This is a genomic window from Pseudomonas sp. FW305-70, from assembly GCF_058783925.1.
Genome location: NZ_JBYSYZ010000005.1, coordinates 19,640 through 38,393, shown reverse-complemented (window position 1 = coordinate 38,393; position 18,754 = coordinate 19,640). Strand labels below are relative to the sequence as shown.

General features: G+C 59.4%; 18 protein-coding genes. 9 read left to right on the top strand and 9 right to left on the bottom strand.

All coding sequences use genetic code 11. The features are described 5' to 3' along the window. Positions 1-14: 14 nt before the first annotated feature. Together madL and madM are read left to right on the top strand one after the other, a co-directional pair. Positions 15-431, top strand: a complete 417-nt coding sequence (gene madL, locus AC3WN7_RS05535; protein WP_102673449.1) for a malonate transporter subunit MadL — start codon at positions 15-17, stop codon at positions 429-431. Position 432: 1 nt separating this feature from the next. Next, positions 433-1,197 (top strand): malonate transporter subunit MadM, encoded by a 765-nt coding sequence (gene madM, locus AC3WN7_RS05530; protein ID WP_102673448.1) that lies wholly within the window; start codon positions 433-435, stop codon positions 1,195-1,197. A 111-nt stretch (positions 1,198-1,308) separates the two neighbouring features. On the opposite strand, the gene AC3WN7_RS05525 is transcribed toward madM, so the two are convergent. After that, positions 1,309-2,223, bottom strand: coding sequence for a LysR family transcriptional regulator (locus tag AC3WN7_RS05525; RefSeq protein ID WP_015097186.1), 915 nt, complete (start codon positions 2,221-2,223; stop codon positions 1,309-1,311). Between the two features lie 212 nt (positions 2,224-2,435). Here AC3WN7_RS05525 and trhA point away from each other — a divergent pair, with 212 nt between their 5' ends. Then, positions 2,436-3,053, top strand: coding sequence for a PAQR family membrane homeostasis protein TrhA (gene trhA, locus AC3WN7_RS05520; RefSeq protein ID WP_007975433.1), 618 nt, complete (start codon positions 2,436-2,438; stop codon positions 3,051-3,053). On the opposite strand, the gene AC3WN7_RS05515 is transcribed toward trhA, so the two are convergent. Then, positions 3,050-3,967 carry a LysR family transcriptional regulator gene (locus AC3WN7_RS05515; RefSeq protein WP_102673447.1) on the bottom strand — a complete coding sequence of 306 codons (918 nt, stop codon included), beginning with the start codon at positions 3,965-3,967 and terminating at the stop codon, positions 3,050-3,052. The two genes, trhA and AC3WN7_RS05515, sit on opposite strands and share 4 nt — an antisense overlap. A gap of 109 nt (positions 3,968-4,076) precedes the next feature. Here AC3WN7_RS05515 and AC3WN7_RS05510 point away from each other — a divergent pair, with 109 nt between their 5' ends. From AC3WN7_RS05510 to AC3WN7_RS05500, 3 genes are read left to right on the top strand one after another with little or no spacing between them, the layout of a single operon-like run. Further along, positions 4,077-5,318, top strand: a complete 1,242-nt coding sequence (locus AC3WN7_RS05510; protein WP_102673446.1) for a D-amino acid dehydrogenase — start codon at positions 4,077-4,079, stop codon at positions 5,316-5,318. A 27-nt stretch (positions 5,319-5,345) separates the two neighbouring features. Beyond that, entirely contained in the window at positions 5,346-5,696 is a 351-nt protein-coding gene (locus tag AC3WN7_RS05505; RefSeq protein WP_007975437.1) for a RidA family protein, read from the top strand. A gap of 29 nt (positions 5,697-5,725) precedes the next feature. Then, the gene (locus AC3WN7_RS05500) at positions 5,726-6,628 is read left to right on the top strand and encodes a transporter substrate-binding domain-containing protein (protein ID WP_095964182.1); all 903 of its coding nucleotides are present in this window, start codon (positions 5,726-5,728) and stop codon (positions 6,626-6,628) included. Positions 6,629-6,729: 101 nt separating this feature from the next. Here AC3WN7_RS05500 and AC3WN7_RS05495 read toward each other — a convergent pair whose 3' ends face one another. Beyond that, a complete protein-coding gene (locus AC3WN7_RS05495; RefSeq protein ID WP_102673445.1) occupies positions 6,730-7,449 on the bottom strand; it encodes a 16S rRNA (uracil(1498)-N(3))-methyltransferase in 720 nt (239 codons plus the stop codon). Between the two features lie 144 nt (positions 7,450-7,593). Continuing rightward, positions 7,594-9,000 carry an adenosylmethionine--8-amino-7-oxononanoate transaminase gene (locus AC3WN7_RS05490; protein ID WP_102673444.1) on the bottom strand — a complete coding sequence of 469 codons (1,407 nt, stop codon included), beginning with the start codon at positions 8,998-9,000 and terminating at the stop codon, positions 7,594-7,596. Between the two features lie 223 nt (positions 9,001-9,223). Here AC3WN7_RS05490 and AC3WN7_RS05485 point away from each other — a divergent pair, with 223 nt between their 5' ends. After that, positions 9,224-10,987, top strand: a complete 1,764-nt coding sequence (locus tag AC3WN7_RS05485) for a flavin monoamine oxidase family protein (protein ID WP_102673443.1) — start codon at positions 9,224-9,226, stop codon at positions 10,985-10,987. A 416-nt stretch (positions 10,988-11,403) separates the two neighbouring features. Here AC3WN7_RS05485 and llpB (AC3WN7_RS05480) read toward each other — a convergent pair whose 3' ends face one another. Continuing rightward, a complete protein-coding gene (llpB, locus tag AC3WN7_RS05480; protein WP_095964177.1) occupies positions 11,404-11,892 on the bottom strand; it encodes a lectin-like bacteriocin LlpB in 489 nt (162 codons plus the stop codon). Positions 11,893-12,423: 531 nt separating this feature from the next. After that, the gene (llpB, locus tag AC3WN7_RS05475; protein WP_102673442.1) at positions 12,424-12,930 is read right to left on the bottom strand and encodes a lectin-like bacteriocin LlpB; all 507 of its coding nucleotides are present in this window, start codon (positions 12,928-12,930) and stop codon (positions 12,424-12,426) included. Positions 12,931-13,469: 539 nt separating this feature from the next. Between llpB (AC3WN7_RS05475) and AC3WN7_RS05470 the strand changes: the two genes are divergently transcribed. Together AC3WN7_RS05470 and AC3WN7_RS05465 are read left to right on the top strand one after the other, a co-directional pair. Next, positions 13,470-14,021: a cytochrome b gene (locus AC3WN7_RS05470; RefSeq protein ID WP_095964176.1), complete on the top strand. Its 552-nt coding sequence runs from the start codon at positions 13,470-13,472 to the stop codon at positions 14,019-14,021. A gap of 32 nt (positions 14,022-14,053) precedes the next feature. Next, positions 14,054-14,641, top strand: a complete 588-nt coding sequence (locus tag AC3WN7_RS05465; RefSeq protein ID WP_015097179.1) for a YceI family protein — start codon at positions 14,054-14,056, stop codon at positions 14,639-14,641. Positions 14,642-14,820: 179 nt separating this feature from the next. Here the strand turns inward: AC3WN7_RS05465 and rhlE2 are convergent, their stop codons facing one another. From rhlE2 to metF, 3 genes are all read right to left on the bottom strand, one after another. Then, the gene (gene rhlE2 / locus AC3WN7_RS05460) at positions 14,821-16,683 is read right to left on the bottom strand and encodes an RNA helicase RhlE2 (protein WP_007975446.1); all 1,863 of its coding nucleotides are present in this window, start codon (positions 16,681-16,683) and stop codon (positions 14,821-14,823) included. Between the two features lie 222 nt (positions 16,684-16,905). After that, positions 16,906-17,721 carry a substrate-binding periplasmic protein gene (locus AC3WN7_RS05455; RefSeq protein ID WP_015097178.1) on the bottom strand — a complete coding sequence of 272 codons (816 nt, stop codon included), beginning with the start codon at positions 17,719-17,721 and terminating at the stop codon, positions 16,906-16,908. Between the two features lie 170 nt (positions 17,722-17,891). Continuing rightward, positions 17,892-18,737, bottom strand: coding sequence for a methylenetetrahydrofolate reductase [NAD(P)H] (gene metF, locus AC3WN7_RS05450; protein WP_095964175.1), 846 nt, complete (start codon positions 18,735-18,737; stop codon positions 17,892-17,894). Positions 18,738-18,754: the final 17 nt, after the last annotated feature.

Below are 18,754 nucleotides of genomic sequence, written 5' to 3'. Positions count from 1 at the left end.
TGAGGACTACGACAATGATTATTTACGGTGTGGCGCTGTTGGCGATCTGTACGCTGGCAGGGGTGATCATGGGTGACATGCTCGGGGCGTTGCTGGGCGTGAAGTCAAACGTCGGCGGCGTCGGGATCGCGATGATCCTGCTGATTTGCGCACGGTTGTGGATGCACAGGCGTGGCGGCATGACCCGGGAGTGCGAGATGGGCGTCGGCTTCTGGGGCGCGATGTACATCCCGGTGGTGGTGGCGATGGCGGCGCAACAAAACGTGGTCACGGCGCTGCACGGTGGCCCGGTGGCGGTGTTGGCGGCGATCGGTTCGGTGGTGGTTTGCGGTTGCACCATTGCCCTGATCAGCCGGACCCACAAAGGCGAACCCTTGCCCGATGAAGCGGCGGATGTAACGTCGGTTGGCGCACCGGCAGGAGGTCGCTGATATGTGGGATTTGATCAAGAACGGTCTGGAACACAACGGTCTGGTCACTGCATTCGCCTTCGTCGGCGTGATCATGTGGGTGTCAGTGGTGATCTCCAAACGCCTGACCTTCGGACGCATCCACGGTTCGGCGATTGCCATCGTCATCGGCCTGGTGCTGGCCTGGGTTGGCGGAACTATGACCGGCGGGCAAAAGGGCCTGGCGGACTTGACGCTGTTTTCCGGTATCGGGTTGATGGGTGGTGCCATGCTGCGGGACTTTGCCATCGTCGCCACGGCATTCGAGGTGCAGGCCACCGAAGCGAAAAAGGCCGGTTTGATCGGCGTGATCGCGCTTTTGTTGGGCACGGTGCTGCCGTTTATCGTCGGCGCGTGCATGGCCTGGGTATTCGGTTACCGCGATGCGGTGAGCATGACCACCATTGGCGCTGGTGCGGTGACCTACATCGTCGGGCCAGTGACCGGGGCCGCGATTGGCGCCAGTTCCGATGTGGTGGCGCTGTCGATTGCCACCGGCCTGATCAAGGCGATCCTGGTGATGGTCGGTACACCGATGGCGGCGCGCTGGATGGGCCTGGACAACCCGCGCTCGGCGATGGTGTTCGGCGGGCTGGCCGGCACTGTGAGCGGTGTGACGGCGGGGCTGGCGGCGACAGATCGACGCCTGGTGCCTTATGGCGCGTTGACCGCGACCTTCCACACCGGGCTTGGCTGTCTGCTCGGGCCTTCGCTGTTGTTCTTCATTGTTCGCGGGATTGTCGGCTAGGTTCAGGGGCTGAGTTTTCGGGTCTGACGCTTTCGCGAGCAAGCCCGCTCCCACATTTGGAATGCGGTCGAATGTGGGAGCGGGCTTGCTCGCGAAGGGCGCGACTCGGTTTCAAGCCTGCCGATTGGCATACATCCGACACTCCGCCAGCAACGCCAGCAGGTTTGGATCACGCTCCTTGGCCTTCAGAAACACCACGCCAATGTGTTGCTGTAACCGATACTTTTCCTGCAACGGGATCAGCTTCACCCGATTCTCATACACCGCCGCAATCCGTCCCGGCAGCAACGCATAACCCACGCCCGAACTGACCATGCTCAGCAGGGTGAATATGTCGTTGACCTGCATCGCCACCTTCGGCTCGAACCCTGCCTGCTCGAATACCCGCTTGCCGTCCTGATGGGTGGCGAAGCCCTGGGTCAGGGTGATGAAGGTTTCGTCGCGGACCTCGGCCAGGTCGACTTCAGTCCGCTGGGCAAACTTCGAGTCGGCGGGTGTGGCGAGGAAGATGTCATCGGAAAACAACGGGATCTGTTCGCAATCCGGGTCGTTGATGCTGTCGTCCAGCGACACCAGGATCGCATCGACTTCCATGTTCTTGAGCTTGTAGAGCAGGTCGATGTTGGAGCCCAGAATCAGGTCGATGTTGAGTTCGCTGCGGCGGATTTTCAGGCCCATGATCAGTTGCGGTACGGTCTTCACCGTCAGCGAATACAGCGAGCCCAACTTGAAACGCTCGGCCGAGAACCCAGCGGCCTCGCGGGTCAGGCGCACGCTTTCGACGACATCCTGAATCAGCTTCTGCGCCCGCTCTTCCAGCACATAGGCGCTTTCCAGCGGCGTCAGGCTACGGCCTTCGTGCTTGAACAACGGACAGCGCAGGGCACTTTCCAGGGAATGGATCGCCCGATGCACGCTGACGTTGCTGGTCTGCAATTCGGCGGCGGCGCGTGCCAGGTTGCCGGTGCGCATGAAGGCCAGGAACACCTCGAGTTTTTTCAGGGTCAACTCTTCATCGATCAGCATGGGGCGGACTCTTTTTGGTATCGGTCAATTGTGCCCGTTAAACACGGAGCGTTGTAGGAGCTGCCGAAGGCTGCGATCTTTTGACGTTGAAGATCAAAAGATCGCAGCCTTCGGCAGCTCCTACAGGAATCGTGACGTACGGAAACATTGCACTTTTACGCTTGAGGCTTGAGCCTTGTTTTGCGGTAACCATTTTTTAAGGCGGGTAATCGATGTATCACGGGGAAAGACTGAACGCCTGGACGCATCTGGCCGGGGCGGTGGCGGCGTTTATCGGCGGGGTGTGGCTGATTGTGCTGGCCAGTCTCGACGGCAGCCCGTGGAAGATTGTCAGCATGGCGATCTACGCCTTTACCTTGCTGGTGCTTTACAGCGCATCGACCGTGTACCACAGCGTGCGCGGGCGCAAGAAAGCGATCATGCAGAAGGTCGATCACTTCTCGATCTACCTGTTGATCGCCGGCAGCTACACGCCGTTCTGCCTGGTGACCCTGCGCGGGCCGTGGGGCTGGACCTTGTTCGGGATTGTCTGGGGGCTGGCGCTGATCGGCATCCTGCAAGAAATCAAGCCGCGCTCGGAGGCGCGGATTCTGTCGATCGTGATTTATGCGGTGATGGGCTGGATTGTGCTGGTGGCGGTCAAGCCGCTGCTCGCGGCGCTGGGCGGCGCCGGGTTTGCGTGGTTGGCCTCGGGCGGGGTGTTGTACACCGTGGGGATTATCTTTTTTGCCCTTGATCATCGCCTGCGCCATGCCCACGGGATCTGGCATCTGTTCGTGATCGCCGGGAGCTTGCTGCACTTTGTGGCGATTTTCTTTTATGTCCTTTAAGGCCGTACCGGGGCCAACCGATCCAGTTGCTCCCGGGCTCGGCGGCTGAACACCTGCAACAGGTCGTTCAAGGTATGGGGCGGTGGTTCGGCGGCACGGGTCACTGCGTACAGGGTGATGGGTAACGGCGGTGCCAGAGGGCGGATCATTGTGTTGGCGGGAGAGGCGCCAAGGGCGGTGAACGGATCGATCACCGCCAGGCCCGCGCCGGATTCCACCATCGCCCGTGCCAGTGAGTAGGTTTGCACGGCGATGCGTACCCGGGGCGGCGGTTCGACCGCTTCCAGGTAACTGTCGAGCCGCGCGGCCAGTGGATCGGCGCTGGATAAACCGATCAGTGGCGCATCCGCCAGCGCCATCAGCGGCAACGGTTTACCCACCTCTTCCTGAGGCCAGTAACCACTCGGCGCCAGCGCCACCAGCACGCCGGACGCCAGCGCCTGGGCCTTGAGTCCCGGGTGATCCGGGCGTTGCAGGGTCAGGGCGACATCCACTTCGCGCATCAACAGGTTCTGTACCAGTTCGCGACTGTGGGCACTGGAGAGTTCGCAAGCGATGTCCGGGTAACGCCCGGTCCATTCGTGAATGGCTGGCGGCAGCAATGACAGGGCCAGCGCCGGGGTGGCGCCGATGCGCAGGCTGTGGCCCGGTTCGCGGCGCAGGCTCTGCGCCAAGCGTCGCACGCCTTGCAGGCTTTCACTGACCTTGTCCACTTCACGCTCCAGCTCCAGCGCTTCCGGCGTCGCCTGCAACTTGCCGCGTACCCGCAGGAACAGCGGGAAACCCAATTGTTGCTCGGCGTGCTGCAACACCTTGCTCACCGCTGGCTGCGAGACGTGCAGCAATTGCGCGGCAGCGCTGATCGAACCGGTCTGGCGGATGGCCTGGAAAATCTCGATATGGCGAAGGCGCATGGCAAGTCCATAACCTTTGTTTATGGGTTTGCCATCTTTATGCATTGTTCAACGTCTGTCACCTGGCTCTAACCTTGGCTTCGTCTTCACAACGGTTTTAAGGACTGAAATGGCTCAGCGTGTGTGCATCATCGGTGGCGGTGTGATTGGCCTGGCAACGGCCTATGCGCTGGTGCGCGACGGCTTTGAGGTGACGGTGGTCGAGGCGCGGGACTCGCTGGGCAGCGAAACCAGCTTCGCCAACGGCGGCCAGTTGTCCTATCGCTATGTCGCACCCCTGGCCGACGCCGGTGTGCCTTTGCAAGCCATTGGCTGGATGCTGCGCGGCGACTCACCATTGAAGCTGCGCCCGCGCTTTGACCCGGCCCAGTGGCGCTGGATGGCATCGTTCCTCGGCGCCTGCCGCCGCTCGGTCAACCGCGAGAACGCCGCGCACCTGCTGCGCCTGGCGCTGTTCAGCCAGGACACATTGGAGTCCTGGCGCGAGGGCGATGGGCTGACGGGATTCCAGTGGCGGCGCAATGGCAAACTGGTGACTTTCCGTCAGAACAGCAGCTTCGAGCATGCGCGCCTGAGCCTGTCCGACCCGCAGCAACAGCAGGTGTTGTCGCCGGCCGAATGCGCGCAACTGGAACCGGCGCTGATCGATGCGCCCTTTGTCGGGGCGATCTACACCCCGGACGAAGAGGTGGGCGACTGCCACGGTTTTTGCCAGCAACTGGCCGCCCGGCTGCAAGCGTCCGGCCGTTGCGAGTTTCGTCTCGGGCAAGCGGTAACCGGCATCCGTCACAGCAACGGCAGCGTCAACGCCATCGAACTGGGCGAGCTAGTGCTGCCGGTCGATCAACTGGTGATCGCCGCCGGTCACCGCAGTCCGCTGTTGGCGTTGCCCGGGCTGCAACTGCCGCTTTATCCGCTCAAGGGCTACAGCCTGACCGTGCCGATCGGCGCCGGCCACCGGGCGCCGGACGTGAGCATCACCGACTACGACCGCAAGATCGTCTACGCCCGCATCGGCAAACAATTACGAGTGGCGGCGATGGTCGACATTGTCGGCTTCGACCCTGCTTTGGACCCCAAGCGCCTGGCGCTGATCAAGCGTCAGGCCCATGACACCTTTCCAAATGCCGGCGCCTATGACGAAGCCGTCGAGTGGGCTGGCATGCGCCCGGCCACCCCTAGCGGCGTGCCGTTGCTGGGCGCGACGGCGTATCGCAACCTGTGGCTCAACCTCGGCCACGGCGCGCTGGGATTCACCCTGGCCTGCGGCAGCGGGCGCTTGCTCAGTGAGCTGATCGGCGAGCGCCAGCCGTCCATTGATCTGCAGGGTTTCAGCCACCGGGCCGCCTGAATACTGATTTCTGAAGAGGACACTGCAATGACCATTACCCGACTGCACAGCAACCCGCGCCTGTCTGGCGCCGTGACCTTTGGCGACCTGGTGTTTCTCTCCGGGCAGGTGCCGGGCGATGCCCGGGATGCCAGCGGCCAGACCCGCGAAGTGCTGGCGAAAATCGATACCTTGCTGGCCGAGGCGGGCAGCGACAAGGATCATCTGCTCAGTGCGACCATTTACCTGAAGAACATCACCGAGGATTTCGCCGCGATGAACGAGGTCTGGTCGGCCTGGCTATCGCCGGGGCAGGCACCGAGCCGCACCACCGTGCAGGCCGAACTGGCCCGCCCGCAGGTGCTGGTGGAAATCACCGTCATCGCTGCACGCGTCTGATAAACCAACACCCACAACGGAGAATAACAATGCAAAAAATCACGTTGCTCGCTTGTACGCTTGGCCTGTTGCTCGGCAGTCAGGTTCAGGCCAATGAAGCGCCGCTGACCGGCACCCTGAGCAAAATCGCCAGCGCCAACAGCATCACCCTGGGCTATCGCGATGCTTCGGTGCCGTTCTCCTACGTGGGTGATCACAGCGGCACGCCGATGGGTTACTCGGTGGATCTGGCGGGCAAGATCGTCGAGCGCATCCAGCAGCAACTGGCGCTACCGGACTTGAAGGTGAAGTACAACCTGGTGACCTCGCAGACCCGTATTCCACTGGTGCAAAACGGCACCGTGGACCTGGAGTGCGGCTCTACCGGCGTGACTGCCGAACGACAGAAGCAGGTGGCGTTCTCTTATGGTTTCATCTACGTCAAAGGCCAGTTGCTGACCGCGAAGGACAGCGGGATCAAGAGCTTCGCTGACCTGCGCGGCAAGAACGTGGTGACCACCGCCGGCACCACCAACGAGCGCTTCCTGAAAAGCTACAACGTCGATCACAAGATCGACATGTTCGTGATCAGCGCCAAGGACCACGGCGAAGCCTTCCAGATGCTGCAGTCGGGCCGGGCGGTGGCGTTCTACATGGACGACGCGCTGCTCTATGGCGAGCGCGCAAAGGCCAACGACCCGCACAAATGGGTGGTGGTCGGGGAGGAGCAATCGCGGGAGATCTACAGCTGCATGGTGCGCAAGGACGATCCGCAGTTTCTGGCGCTGGTCAACGGTGCGTTGGCGGAGCTGTACAGCTCGGGCGAGATCAATGGCATCTACAAACGCTGGTTCGAGCAGCCGATCCCGCCGAAGGGTTTGAACCTTGAGTTCCCGATGACCAGCGAACTCAAGGCGATCATTGCCAAACCGGTGAGTGATCCGGTGCAGTAGCAGCCAGATCGGCCTCTAGACCGTGTCGCGGCCATTCGCGAGCAAGCCCGCTCCCACAGAACGCGTTCCAATGTGGGAGCGAGCTTGCTCGCGAAGAGGCACTAGAAGTCACCCCAGAGTTGCTGGGCCACCGCCAACGCCACCACCGGCGCGGTTTCGGTGCGCAGTACTCGTGGACCGAGGCGGGCGGCGTGGAAGCCGCCGGCTTTGGCCTGATCGACTTCGGCATCGGACAAACCACCCTCCGGACCGATCAGAAATGCCAGGCTTGAAGGTTTGGCATGGCTCACCAGCGGCTCGGCCACCGGATGCAGCACCAGCTTCAACTCGGCTTGCGTCTGCTTCAACCAGTCAGTCAGCAACAGTGGCGGATGAATCACCGGTACCCGTGAACGCCCGCATTGCTCGCAAGCGCTGATCGCCACCTGGCGCCAGTGCAGCAGGCGTTTGTCGGCGCGCTCGTCCTTGAGCCGGACTTCGCAGCGTTCGGTGAAGATCGGGGTGATTTCGCTGACGCCCAGTTCCGTGGCTTTCTGAATCGCCCAGTCCATGCGCTCGCCCCGGGACAGGCCCTGGCCGAGATGGATCTGCAGCGGCGATTCGATCTGCCCGGCAAAGCTTTCATCGATCTGCACCACCACGCGCTTTTTGCCGACTTCGACCAGCCTGGCGCGAAACTCCTGGCCCGAGCCGTCGAACAATTGCAACGCATCGCCCTCGGCCATGCGCAGCACGCGGCTGATGTAATGGGCCTGGGCTTCGGGCAACTCGTGCTCGCCGGTGCTCAGGGGGGCGTCGATGAAGAAGCGGGACAGTCTCATGCGGGGTCTCTGTAATTCGTGTGTAGGTCTTATGGGCGCCTTCGCGAGCAAGCCCGCTCCCACAGGGTAATGCGGTCAACTGTGGGAGCGGGCTTGCTCGCGAAGGCGTCAGCCCTGACCCCACAACAGTCCAGGTAAAAACAATCAACCCGGATCACGGAACCCCGGATGGAAGTCCTTCGGCACCGCCACGCTGACGCTGTCACGGGTGGCGATGTCGATCCCTTCACTGGCCACTTCGGCCAGGAAGTCGATCTGCTCCGGGGTGATCACGTACGGCGGCAGGAAATACACCACGCTGCCCAATGGACGCAGTAAAGCACCGCGCTCCAGGGCGTGCTGGAACACCTTCAGGCCGCGGCGTTCCTGCCACGGGTAAGCCTCTTTGCTGGCCTTGTCCTTGACCATCTCGATGGCCAGCACCATGCCGGTCTGGCGCACTTCGGACACGTTCGGATGATCCACCAGATGCGCTGTCGACGAAGCCATGCGTTGCGCCAGGGCCTTGTTGTTCTCGATGACGTTGTCTTCTTCGAAAATGTCCAGGGTCGCCAGGGCCGCCGCGCACGCCAGCGGGTTGCCGGTGTAGCTGTGGGAGTGCAGGAAGGCGCGCAGGGTCGGGTAGTCGTCGTAGAAGGCGCTGTAGACCTCGTCTGTGGTCATGCACGCCGCCAGCGGCAGATAGCCGCCGGTCAGGGCCTTGGACAGGCACAAGAAGTCCGGGCGGATACCGGCCTGTTCACAGGCGAACATCGTCCCGGTGCGGCCGAAACCGACGGCGATTTCGTCGTGGATCAGGTGCACGCCGTAGCGGTCGCAGGCTTCGCGAAGGAGCTTGAGGTACACCGGGTGATACATGCGCATGCCACCGGCGCCCTGGATCAGCGGCTCGACAATCACGGCTGCGACGCTGTCATGGTTCTCGGCCAGGGTCTGCTCCATCGCAGCGAACATATTGCGCGAATGGTCTTCCCAGCTCATGCCCTCGGGACGCTGGTAGCAGTCCGGGCTCGGCACTTTGATGGTGTCCATCAATAGCGCCTTGTAGGTCTCGGTGAACAGCGGCACGTCGCCCACCGACATCGCCGCCATGGTTTCGCCGTGGTAGCTGTTGGTCAGGGTGACGAAGCGCTTCTTGTTCGGCTGACCGCGATTGAGCCAGTAGTGAAAGCTCATTTTCAGCGCGACTTCGATGCAGGACGAGCCGTTATCGGCGTAGAAGCACCGGGTCAGGCCTTCCGGCGTCATTTTCACCAGGCGTTCGGACAACTCGATCACCGGTTGATGACTGAAGCCGGCAAGGATCACATGTTCGAGCTGATCGACCTGATCCTTGATGCGCTGATTGATCCGCGGGTTGGCGTGCCCGAACACATTGACCCACCAGGAGCTGACCGCATCGAGGTAGCGTTTGCCTTCGAAGTCTTCCAGCCACACGCCTTCCCCGCGTTTGATCGGGATCAGCGGCAGTTGTTCGTGATCTTTCATCTGGGTGCAGGGATGCCACAACACGGCGAGATCGCGTTGCATCCACTGATTATTCAGGCCCATTTTCACTCTCCTGGAGGCGGTCCGTGACCTGCGCGGACAAACAATCGGGCAAGCCTATGCAATGCGTGCCACGGGGACAACCCATTGTGTCGAATGAACTACTTTGTTCAGGCCGATCGACGTAGCTGGCAGGTGCCTGATGGCTGACGTATCCTTCGCGGCTCTTGAGCCGTCTGGCTCGCAAAAACTGCTGTTTTCCTTGTGTAATTCCGGAGTTCGCTGAATGTCTGTCGGTTGGCTGCGCGCCTGTGCGCTGGTGATGTTGGGGCTGTTCAGCGTGTCTGCGCTGGCCAAGGATAAAACCGCGATCGTGATCGGCGGCGGCCTGTCGGGCCTGACTGCCGCGTACGAGCTGCAGAGCAAGGGCTGGCAGGTCACCCTGCTGGAAGCCAGGTCGAGCCTGGGCGGCCGTTCCGGCATGGCCACCAGCGAGTGGATCGGCAACGACAAGACTCAGCCGGTGCTGAACAAGTACGTATCGAACTTCAAGCTGAGCACCACGCCGGCCCCTGAATTCGTGCGGACCCCAAGCTACCTGATCGATGGCGAGTATTTCTCTGCCGCCGATCTGGCGACTAAACAACCGGCCACCGCCGAGGCGCTCAAGCGCTTCGACAAGACCGTCGACGATCTGGCACGTTCGATCGATGACCCGCTGAACCCGGCCGCCAACAACACGCTGCACGCGCTGGATCAGATCAACGTGTCGAGCTGGCTCGACAAGCAGAACCTGCCGGCCACCGCCCGTCAGTTGATCAACCAGCAGATCCGTACCCGCTACGACGAACCTTCGCGCTTGTCGCTGCTGTACTTCGCGCAGCAGAGCCGCGTCTACCGTGGCGTCTCCGATCGCGACCTGCGCGCTTCGCGGCTGGTCGGTGGCAGCCCGGTGCTGGCCCAGGCCCTGGTCAAGCAGCTTAAAACCATCAAGACCAACTCCCCCGTCTCGTCGATCATTCAGGACAAGGATGGCGTGGCCGTCAAAGTCGATGGTGTTGGCTATCGGGCTGACTACGTGGTGTTGGCGGTGCCACTGCGCGCCCTGAACAAGATCCAGATGACCCCGGCGCTGGACGCCCAGCACCTGGCGGCGATCAAGGGCACCAACTACGGCTGGCGTGACCAGATCATGCTGAAGTTCAAGACGCCGGTGTGGGAAAGCAAGGCGCGCATGTCCGGCGAGATCTACAGCAACACCGGCCTGGGCATGTTGTGGGTCGAGCCTGCCCTAAAGGGCGGCGCCAACGTGGTGATCAACCTGTCCGGCGACAATGCGCGAGTAATGCAGGCGTTCGGCGACAAGCAGATGGTCGATCAGGTGTTGATCCGCCTGCACGCGTTCTATCCACAGGCCCGTGGTTCGTTCACCGGTTATGAAATCCGTCGCTACAGCACCGACCCATCGACTGGCGGCGCCTACCTGGCCTTCGGCCCGGGCCAGATCAGCAAGTTCTGGCGCCTGTGGGAACGCCCGGTTCAGCGCGTAGCCTTCGCTGGCGAACACACCGATACCCTGTACCCGGGCACTCTGGAAGGCGCGCTGCGCACCGGTCAACGTGCAGCCAGCCAGGTTGAAGACCTGGCGGCGGGCAAGTCGTTCGAACCCGCCAAAGTAGTCCCGGCAGCGGCTGCTGCGGCAGGCGCTGGTGCGGTGGCGGCGAAAAAAGGCAACTTCTTCAGCAACCTGTTCGGCGGCTCGGATGACGAGAAGAAGCCGGAACCGGTCAAGACGCCTGAGCCTGTTGCACCGCCAGCACCTGCTCCGACACCAGCCCCGGCCGCCGCGCCGGCCCCGGTGGAAGCACCCAAGCCTGCGGCACCGGTAAAAGCCGAGCCAGCCAAGAAGGCTCCAGCCAAGACCGCGGCGAAACCGGCAGCCAAGACCGAGGCCAAAAAAGCCCCGGCCAAGGCTCCGGCAAAAAAAACTGAACCGGCGAAGAAGCCAGCAGCCAAGCCGGCGGCGACCACTGAGACCAAGGCTCAGTAACGTTCAGGCGTAAAAAAGCGCGGCCCGAGGGCCGCGTTTTTTTTGTTCATTTGGTTTTGCTTGCACTCCATCTCTGCAATCGTAACGTCATAATTTCAGTCCTACAGGTTTTTACGATGTATCAGAAGCTTCCCACAAAATAATCAGATTTAAATGATCGATAGGCTTGAGTTTGAAGCATATGTTCTTCAAAAATGTGGAGGGATATATGAAATTACTTCTGATGGTTTTGGTTTTTATGACGTTTTCTGGCTGTGTAGTCGGCGATTATAGAGATCCTCTAAAGATACATATGCTTTCCAAGCGAGATGCTGAGCTGGCTCACAAATGCCAAATGGACGCTTACAAGCCAGAGTGCTCAGTTAATTAATTGCTGTAATTTGATGGTTTTTCTGTGTTTAAAGCGGAGTGGCTAATTACCACTCCCAATGAAAAATCGGTATGCCTTGGATTACAAAAATCTGCCTTTGCTTGGGGAAACGACCTGGAACAAATCCAAAGCGAGCCCAGCACGGATTACCCGTGCGCTGATCGTAAATGACCAAATTTCCGTCATCCTGAATGATCATGCACGTGTTGTACCAGAGCGATTTATCAGTGCTGTGAGTGCTTTCAGCAATCCATGTCCTCCTTCTGGTTGGATCATAAAGAAAGCCGCTATTACTGATTACAAACATCAGAGGTTCACGCATTTTTTTCGGATGCAAAGTTCTACTATAAGGCTGGTTGGCATCTGCAATCCAAGTTATAGCACCATTGTCCGTAATGACTAAGTTTCCATCTGCCTGCAACAATAATCGAAATCGCCCGCTCTGCGACATTAGATATTGTCCCGGTGACATTGTTTGATTGGGCGGTAGCACCATAGAGCCACTTGCTTGAAATGGGGTGTAAGTAATAGCCATATTTTAAATCCTTGTTAACAAGTTAGTGAGAGCTGATTAAATCAATGTTTAATAGATGGGTGGCGATATATATTTATCGCTTTTCTTATTAGTAGTCAGCGCAGGTTGATGTGAAGCGAAACGAAGCGGCAGCCATAGTCTTCCAGCGCTTTGGTTCGGTGAAGGCGAACCTCACCCGCATTCAGGCGCAAAACCTTTTTTTGCCATCAAACATGAAACATCCGGTTTTTGCTGCGCGGTCCTACATGCGGCAGCGATGCATCAGAAGCTTCCCACAAAAAATCCGGAACTAAATGATAGCTGGATACTGATATTTATTTTTATGCTCATCAGGTAATTGGAGGGTATATGAAATCACTAGCAGTAATAATCATATTGATAGCACTTTCTGGCTGTGTAAGTAGCGAATGGTTTCCTAAGGGGTATAGCCATGAACTGGCCTATAAATGCCAGATAAATCCGTACGATCCTGATTGTTTGCAACCACCTCCGGTTTTCAAAAGTTCTTAATTGTGTAAGTGGTTTACACGGTTAAAGAGGGTCTAATGAGAACTTCCAAGTTTTAATCTCCTTATCTTCAAATAAAATTTTTATCGGATTTGGCTTTGAAATGCGACCAGGGACGAATCCAAAGCGGGCCCAGCACAGACTGCCATTGCGCTGATCGTAAATGACTAAATTTCCATCGTCTTGAATAGCCATACAAGCGTTGTACCAAAGCGATTTATCAATGCTGTGGGTGCTTTCAGCAACCCATAAGCGCCTTCTGGACGGATCATAGAGAAAACCACTATTGCTGATTACAAACATCAGAGGCTCTCGCATTCTTTTTGGGTAGGTAGTTCGGCTATAAGGCTGATTGCTATCTGCAACCCAGATTACAGCTTCACCATCCTTAATGACCAGATTACCATCAGCCTGTAATATCAATCTAAAGCGTCCATTCGCGGACATAAGGTACTGCCCCGGCGACATCCTTTGATTGGGAGGCAGCAAAGGCGAGCCGCTTGCTTGAAAGGGTGTGTAAGTAATAGCCATGTTTTTTCCTTGATTAATGAGTTGTTGAGCTCTCATTCAATCAGGTCAAAAATCGAAAGTGGCTATACATATTTATATCTTTTCTAAAACCTACATTACAGGTTCGCGTGAAACAGAAAGCCAACGGGCGCCATCAAGGGCTCTGGATCGGTGAAGGTTGTGCCGTCGCTCATTGTGGGAGCGAGCTTGCTCGCGATGGTTGTTAACGATGTTGCAGACCCACTGGGTACCCGCGGTGTTCTTGAGCCCATCGCGAGCAGGCTCGCTCCCACACAGTCCTTTACCGATCAGCATTCGGCTCAAGGGCCGCGCTTTTTTTTCGCCTGGAGAAAAGCCGGGACCAGAATCGAATAAATCTTTTGATACAGGTGTTCTCTGGTTTGTATTCACTTTTCCTCACAATTTCGACTTTAATCTTTCCTTAACTCGCAGGCTTCAGACTGTTGATCGTATTTTTCGATATTTCAAAGCAAATTTTTCCGCTTTAATTCGATAGATAACTCGATACTCTTGAGCCGGCACATACAGGGATCCAGGCAATGCAGCTACGAAACTCTACCTCCCGCTACGGCTGGGTCAGTATCTTCATGCACTGGGGCGTGGCACTGGCCGTATTCGGTTTGTTCGCGCTTGGGTTGTGGATGGTCGGGCTCGACTACTACAGCACCTGGCGCAAAGACGCGCCGGACCTGCACAAGAGCATCGGCCTGGTGGTGCTGGGTGTGATGCTGCTGCGGGTACTGTGGCGCTTCATCAGCCCGCCGCCGCCAACCCTGACCAGCTACAGCCGCATGACGCGCCTCGGCGCCAGGTTCGGTCATGGCTTCCTGTACCTCAGTCTGTTTGCCGTGTTGATTGCCGGTTACCTGATTTCCACCGCAGAAGGCGTCGGTATCCCGGTGTTTGGCTTGTTTGAAGTGCCTGCTCTGGTCTCCGGATTACCGGACCAGGCAGATACCGCTGGCGTGATTCACCTCTATCTGGCGTGGGTGCTGGTAATTTTTTCCGGCCTCCATGCGTTGGCAGCATTGAAGCACCACTTTATCGACCGTGATGTGACCCTCAAGCGAATGCTGGGTCGCAAAGCCTGAAGTTCAACCTCGACTCCCAAGGAAAACAAAGCATGTTGAAAAAGACTCTGGCCGCTCTGGCAATCGGTTCGGCCCTGTTGTCCGCCGGTAACGTAATGGCCGCTGATTACGTGGTCGACAAGGAAGGCCAGCACGCCTTCGTTGACTTCAAGATCAGCCACCTGGGTTACAGCTTCATCACCGGTACTTTCAAGGACATCGACGGCAAGTTCAGCTTCGACGCTGCCAAGCCTGAAGACAGCAAGATCGAGTTCAACGTGAATACCGCCAGCGTGTTCACCAACAACGCCGAGCGTGACAAGCACATCGCCAGCAAAGATTTCCTGAACGCCAGCAAAGCCACGTTTGTTTCCACCAGCGTCAAACCTACCGGCAAAAACGCCGCTGGCAAGGACACTGCTGACGTGGCTGGCGACCTGACGATCCTCGGTGTGACCAAGCCAATTGTGGTCAAGGCCACTTTCCTGGGCGAAGGCAAGGATCCATGGGGCGGCTACCGTGCAGGCTTTGAGGGTACTTTCAGCCTCAAGCGTTCCGATTTCGGCAAGCAGAAAGACCTGGGCCCATCGTCCGACGCGGTTGAGATGTACGTGACGTTTGAAGGTGTCAAAGCGAAGTGATGCTGAGTCTGTAGGAGCGAGCCTGCTCACGATAGACGTGAGAGCGCCGCGGAGTTTCAGGCTTCCAGCGTTATCGTTGACGACCATCGCGAGCAAGCTCGCTCCTACAGGGTTTTACATCAGCCATAAAAAATGCCCCGGTTCTCACAAACCGGGGCATTTTTTATTGCAGCGATAACTCAGCGATTGCGGGTCAGCAGCGCTGGTTTCTCACCACGAGGACGGCTTGGCAGTTGATCCAGCTGCTCAGGTGTCGGGAAGCGGTCGGCTTTCGATTCCTTGTGCATGATCTTCGGTGCCGGGCCACGCGGGTTCTGCACAGCCGGTTCCGAACGAGGCTGGTCGTCACGGGCCGGACGGCGATTGCGTGAGTCTTCGCGGCGGGCCTGGCCATCGCGCGGTGCGCCACTGCGAGGACCGTTACGCTTGGCCGGCGGGGTACCGGTGCTGGCGCCATCGCTGTTGCGCGGACCATTCTGGCGACCTTGTGGCTTGCCGGAGCGTGGAGTGCCTGCGGCGGTGCCCTGTGCCGGAGCACCCGGACGGCGACCACGGCCTTGCGCGGGTTTCTGCTGCGGTACGTAGTCGACGCGGTTACCGAAGTTATCGATATCGTCGTCCAGAAACTCGTCCGGGGCACGGTCAGCGGCGGCACGTGGCGGTTGGCTCGGACGCTGTTCGCGAGCCGGAGTGCCTTCACGTGGCTTCTGCTGACGGGCAGGGCGCTCGCCGCGTTCGCCGGCCGGTTTTTCCTTGCCCTTGTCCTTGCCTTTGTCCTTGCGCCCGCCGCCACCACCGCTGCCGTTCGGGCCGTCGCCGCGCGGGCCACGCGGATTGCGCGGGTTGCGCATGTCCGGACGCTCGCGCACTTCAGGCTTTTCCGCCTCGATGGTGCTTGCATCGAAGCCCATCAGGTCGCCGTCGGCGATTTTCTGTTTGGTCATGCGTTCGATGCTTTTGAGCAGTTTTTCTTCGTCCGGGGCGACCAGCGAAATCGCCTCGCCCGAACGACCGGCACGACCGGTACGGCCGATACGGTGCACGTAGTCTTCATCGACATTCGGCAATTCGAAGTTGACCACGTGTGGCAACTGGTCGATGTCCAGGCCGCGGGCGGCGATGTCGGTGGCCACCAGGATGCGCACGGTGCCGGCCTTGAAGTCGGCCAGGGCTTTGGTGCGGGCGTTCTGGCTCTTGTTGCCGTGGATCGCGACGGCGCTCAGGCCGTGCTTGTCCAGGTACTCGGCCAGGCGGTTGGCGCCGTGCTTGGTGCGGGTGAACACCAGCACCTGTTCCCAGGCGCCAGCGGTGATCAGGTGCGCCAGCAAGGCACGCTTGTGGCTGGCCGGCAGACGGAATACGCGTTGTTCGATACGCTCGACCGTGGTGTTCGGCGGCGTGACTTCGATGCGTTCCGGGTTGTGCAGCAGCTTGCCGGCGAGGTCGGTGATGTCCTTGGAGAAGGTCGCCGAGAACAGCAGGTTCTGGCGTTTGGCCGGCAGGCGGGCCAGGACCTTTTTCACGTCATGGACGAAACCCATGTCGAGCATGCGGTCGGCCTCGTCCAGCACGAGGATTTCCACGTGGGACAGATCGACGCTGCCTTGGCCGGCCAGGTCGAGCAGGCGGCCAGGGCAGGCCACCAGCACGTCTACGCCACGGGACATGGCCTGAACCTGCGGGTTCATGCCGACACCACCGAAGATGCAGGCGCTGACGAACTTCAGGTCACGGGCATAGACCTTGAAGCTTTCATGCACTTGCGCGGCGAGTTCGCGAGTCGGGGTCAGGACCAGCACGCGCGGCTGGCGCGGGCCGTGACGCTGGGATTTGTCCGGGTGACCGTTGGGGAACAACCGCTCCAGGATCGGAAGGGCGAAACCACCGGTTTTACCAGTACCTGTCTGTGCCGCGACCATCAGGTCGCGACCTTGCAACACGGCGGGAATGGCCCGCTGTTGCACCGGAGTAGGCTCGGTATAGCCCGCTGCCTCGATGGCGCGGACTAAAGCCTCGGAGAGACCGAGGGAAGCAAAGGACATGAGTAATCCTGTTTTAGTTAGGGCTTGGCCCAATGGGAGTCTTGCCTGGCGCGAATGGCGTTTAAGAGGACGCAATCCCGTCCGGTCCTGCTGGGTCTCGAAGGCTCGTCTGCAAGCGCTCGCGCGGGCTGAAAGCTGCGCAGTAGCGGGGTTGAGATGCCTTTAACGATTCCGGGCGTCCGGGCGTGAGCCTGGCGGGAAGGCCGGAGTATAACAGAGCAATCACTGCGCGCCGCTTTCCTGCTGCTCAACGGTTTTTTCCGTGGCAGCCGTGGCCTTTTCAGTCTTCATGCTGGCGGCCGGTTCCGCGCCATAGCGGGCACTCAGTTCGGCGTAGGCGGGCTCGCGCTTGAAGCGTTTGAGTTCGGCGCCGAAACGTTGCACCAGCAGATCCATGCCCGCATTGCGCCGCACCGCGAGAAACTGGCTTTGCTGGCTGATGATCGTGGGGTTTTCGGTGATCTTGTCGCGGATGCCCAGTTCATCGAGCAAATGCTGGCCGACCCGGCGGTCGGTAATCAACAGGTCAATCCGCCCGCGCAGCAGTTTGCCGAAGTTGGCTTCGTGGGTGGGCGCCGGCTCGCGGGTGAACAGCGTAGAGTCGCTGAAGTCCTTGCTGTACAGGTAACCCGGCGAGGTGCCGATGGTCAGGCCGCGCAAGTCATCGAGGGTGCGAAACGGATGGGGCCGCTCATTGGCGTAGAACAACACGAACTGCACTTCAGACAGTGGTTCGCTGGGGTAGAGAAGGGTCGCATCACGCTCATCGCTGTGAAAGATGTCCAGCGCGCCGTCGGCCTGGCCTGATTCAAGCATCGACAGGCAGCGTTTCCATGGCAGGAACTGCCACTCCACTTCGATGCCCAGGCGCTTGAAGACAATGGCGGTGGTTTCGTAGTCCAGCCCCAGTGATTTGCCGTTGTCCTCGTACACATAAGGCGCCCACGGCTCGGTGACAATGCGCAACTTCTCGCCCCGGGCGGCGAAGCTCAGGCAAGTGAAGACAAGCACGGCGATTAACTGCGTGATCAAAGGCATGGGCTTGAGATTACGACGAGAAACCGGAAAGAGCCAGAAACTGACCGCAGATGCTCTAACTCCGTGGATTGCTGCACATTTATAGTGCGTTGAAGCAAAAGATCGCAGCCAGCGGCAGCTCCTGTAGGAGCTACCACTGGCTGCGATCTTTTGATCTTGCTTTGCTTTGCTTAACGCGGCAACTTCAGGTTGTTCCACACCGCCAGGCTCGCTTCAGCCTGGTTCAGCGTGTAGAAGTGCAGCCCTGGAGCGCCACCTTGCAGCAGTTGTTCGCACATCTCGGTGATGACTTGTTCGCCAAAGCGCTGAATGCTCTGGGTGTCATCGCCGTAGGCTTCCAGTTGCTTGCGGATCCAGCGCGGGATTTCCGCACCGCAGGCATCGGAGAAGCGCGCCAGCTTGCTGTAGTTGGTGATCGGCATGATGCCCGGCACGATCGGGATGTCCACGCCCAATGCCCGCACGCGTTCCACGAAGTAGAAGTAGCAGTCGGCGTTGAAGAAGTACTGGGTGATCGCGCTGTCGGCGCCGGCGTTGGCCTTGCGCACGAAGTTGGCGACATCGTCTTCGAAATTGCGCGCTTGCGGATGCATTTCCGGGTAAGCGGCAACTTCGATGTGGAAATGATCACCGGTTTCTTCACGAATGAACTCAACCAGGTCATTGGCGTGGCGCATTTCGCCACTGGCCATGCCCATGCCCGAAGGCAGGTCACCGCGCAGGGCAACGATGCGCTTGATGCCGGCGGCCTTGTACTGGGCCAGCAGGCCGCGCAGGTCGTCCTTGCTGTCGCCGACGCAGGACAGGTGCGGAGCGGCAGGGATTTTGACTTCGCTTTCCAGCTGCAACACGGTGTTCAGCGTGCGATCACGGGTCGAACCGCCGGCGCCGTAGGTGCAGGAGAAGAAATCGGGGTTGTAGGTGGCCAGCTGGCGAGCAGTGGCGAGCAGCTTTTCTTGCCCAGCATCGGTCTTCGTAGGGAAGAACTCGAAGCTGTAGCGACGATCTTGGGACATGGTCATATCCTTGGAAA

Bases quoted from the DNA above. Each gene is read 5' to 3' on its own strand.
- madL (WP_102673449.1), top strand. From the start codon at position 15: ATGATTATTTACGGTGTGGCGCTGTTGGCGATCTGTACGCTGGCAGGG.
- madM (WP_102673448.1), top strand. From the start codon at position 433: ATGTGGGATTTGATCAAGAACGGTCTGGAACACAACGGTCTGGTCACT.
- AC3WN7_RS05525 (WP_015097186.1), bottom strand. From the start codon at position 2,223: ATGCTGATCGATGAAGAGTTGACCCTGAAAAAACTCGAGGTGTTCCTG.
- trhA (WP_007975433.1), top strand. From the start codon at position 2,436: ATGTATCACGGGGAAAGACTGAACGCCTGGACGCATCTGGCCGGGGCG.
- AC3WN7_RS05515 (WP_102673447.1), bottom strand. From the start codon at position 3,967: ATGCGCCTTCGCCATATCGAGATTTTCCAGGCCATCCGCCAGACCGGT.
- AC3WN7_RS05510 (WP_102673446.1), top strand. From the start codon at position 4,077: ATGGCTCAGCGTGTGTGCATCATCGGTGGCGGTGTGATTGGCCTGGCA.
- AC3WN7_RS05505 (WP_007975437.1), top strand. From the start codon at position 5,346: ATGACCATTACCCGACTGCACAGCAACCCGCGCCTGTCTGGCGCCGTG.
- AC3WN7_RS05500 (WP_095964182.1), top strand. From the start codon at position 5,726: ATGCAAAAAATCACGTTGCTCGCTTGTACGCTTGGCCTGTTGCTCGGC.
- AC3WN7_RS05495 (WP_102673445.1), bottom strand. From the start codon at position 7,449: ATGAGACTGTCCCGCTTCTTCATCGACGCCCCCCTGAGCACCGGCGAG.
- AC3WN7_RS05490 (WP_102673444.1), bottom strand. From the start codon at position 9,000: ATGGGCCTGAATAATCAGTGGATGCAACGCGATCTCGCCGTGTTGTGG.
- AC3WN7_RS05485 (WP_102673443.1), top strand. From the start codon at position 9,224: ATGTCTGTCGGTTGGCTGCGCGCCTGTGCGCTGGTGATGTTGGGGCTG.
- llpB (WP_095964177.1), bottom strand. From the start codon at position 11,892: ATGGCTATTACTTACACCCCATTTCAAGCAAGTGGCTCTATGGTGCTA.
- llpB (WP_102673442.1), bottom strand. From the start codon at position 12,930: ATGGCTATTACTTACACACCCTTTCAAGCAAGCGGCTCGCCTTTGCTG.
- AC3WN7_RS05470 (WP_095964176.1), top strand. From the start codon at position 13,470: ATGCAGCTACGAAACTCTACCTCCCGCTACGGCTGGGTCAGTATCTTC.
- AC3WN7_RS05465 (WP_015097179.1), top strand. From the start codon at position 14,054: ATGTTGAAAAAGACTCTGGCCGCTCTGGCAATCGGTTCGGCCCTGTTG.
- rhlE2 (WP_007975446.1), bottom strand. From the start codon at position 16,683: ATGTCCTTTGCTTCCCTCGGTCTCTCCGAGGCTTTAGTCCGCGCCATC.
- AC3WN7_RS05455 (WP_015097178.1), bottom strand. From the start codon at position 17,721: ATGCCTTTGATCACGCAGTTAATCGCCGTGCTTGTCTTCACTTGCCTG.
- metF (WP_095964175.1), bottom strand. From the start codon at position 18,737: ATGTCCCAAGATCGTCGCTACAGCTTCGAGTTCTTCCCTACGAAGACC.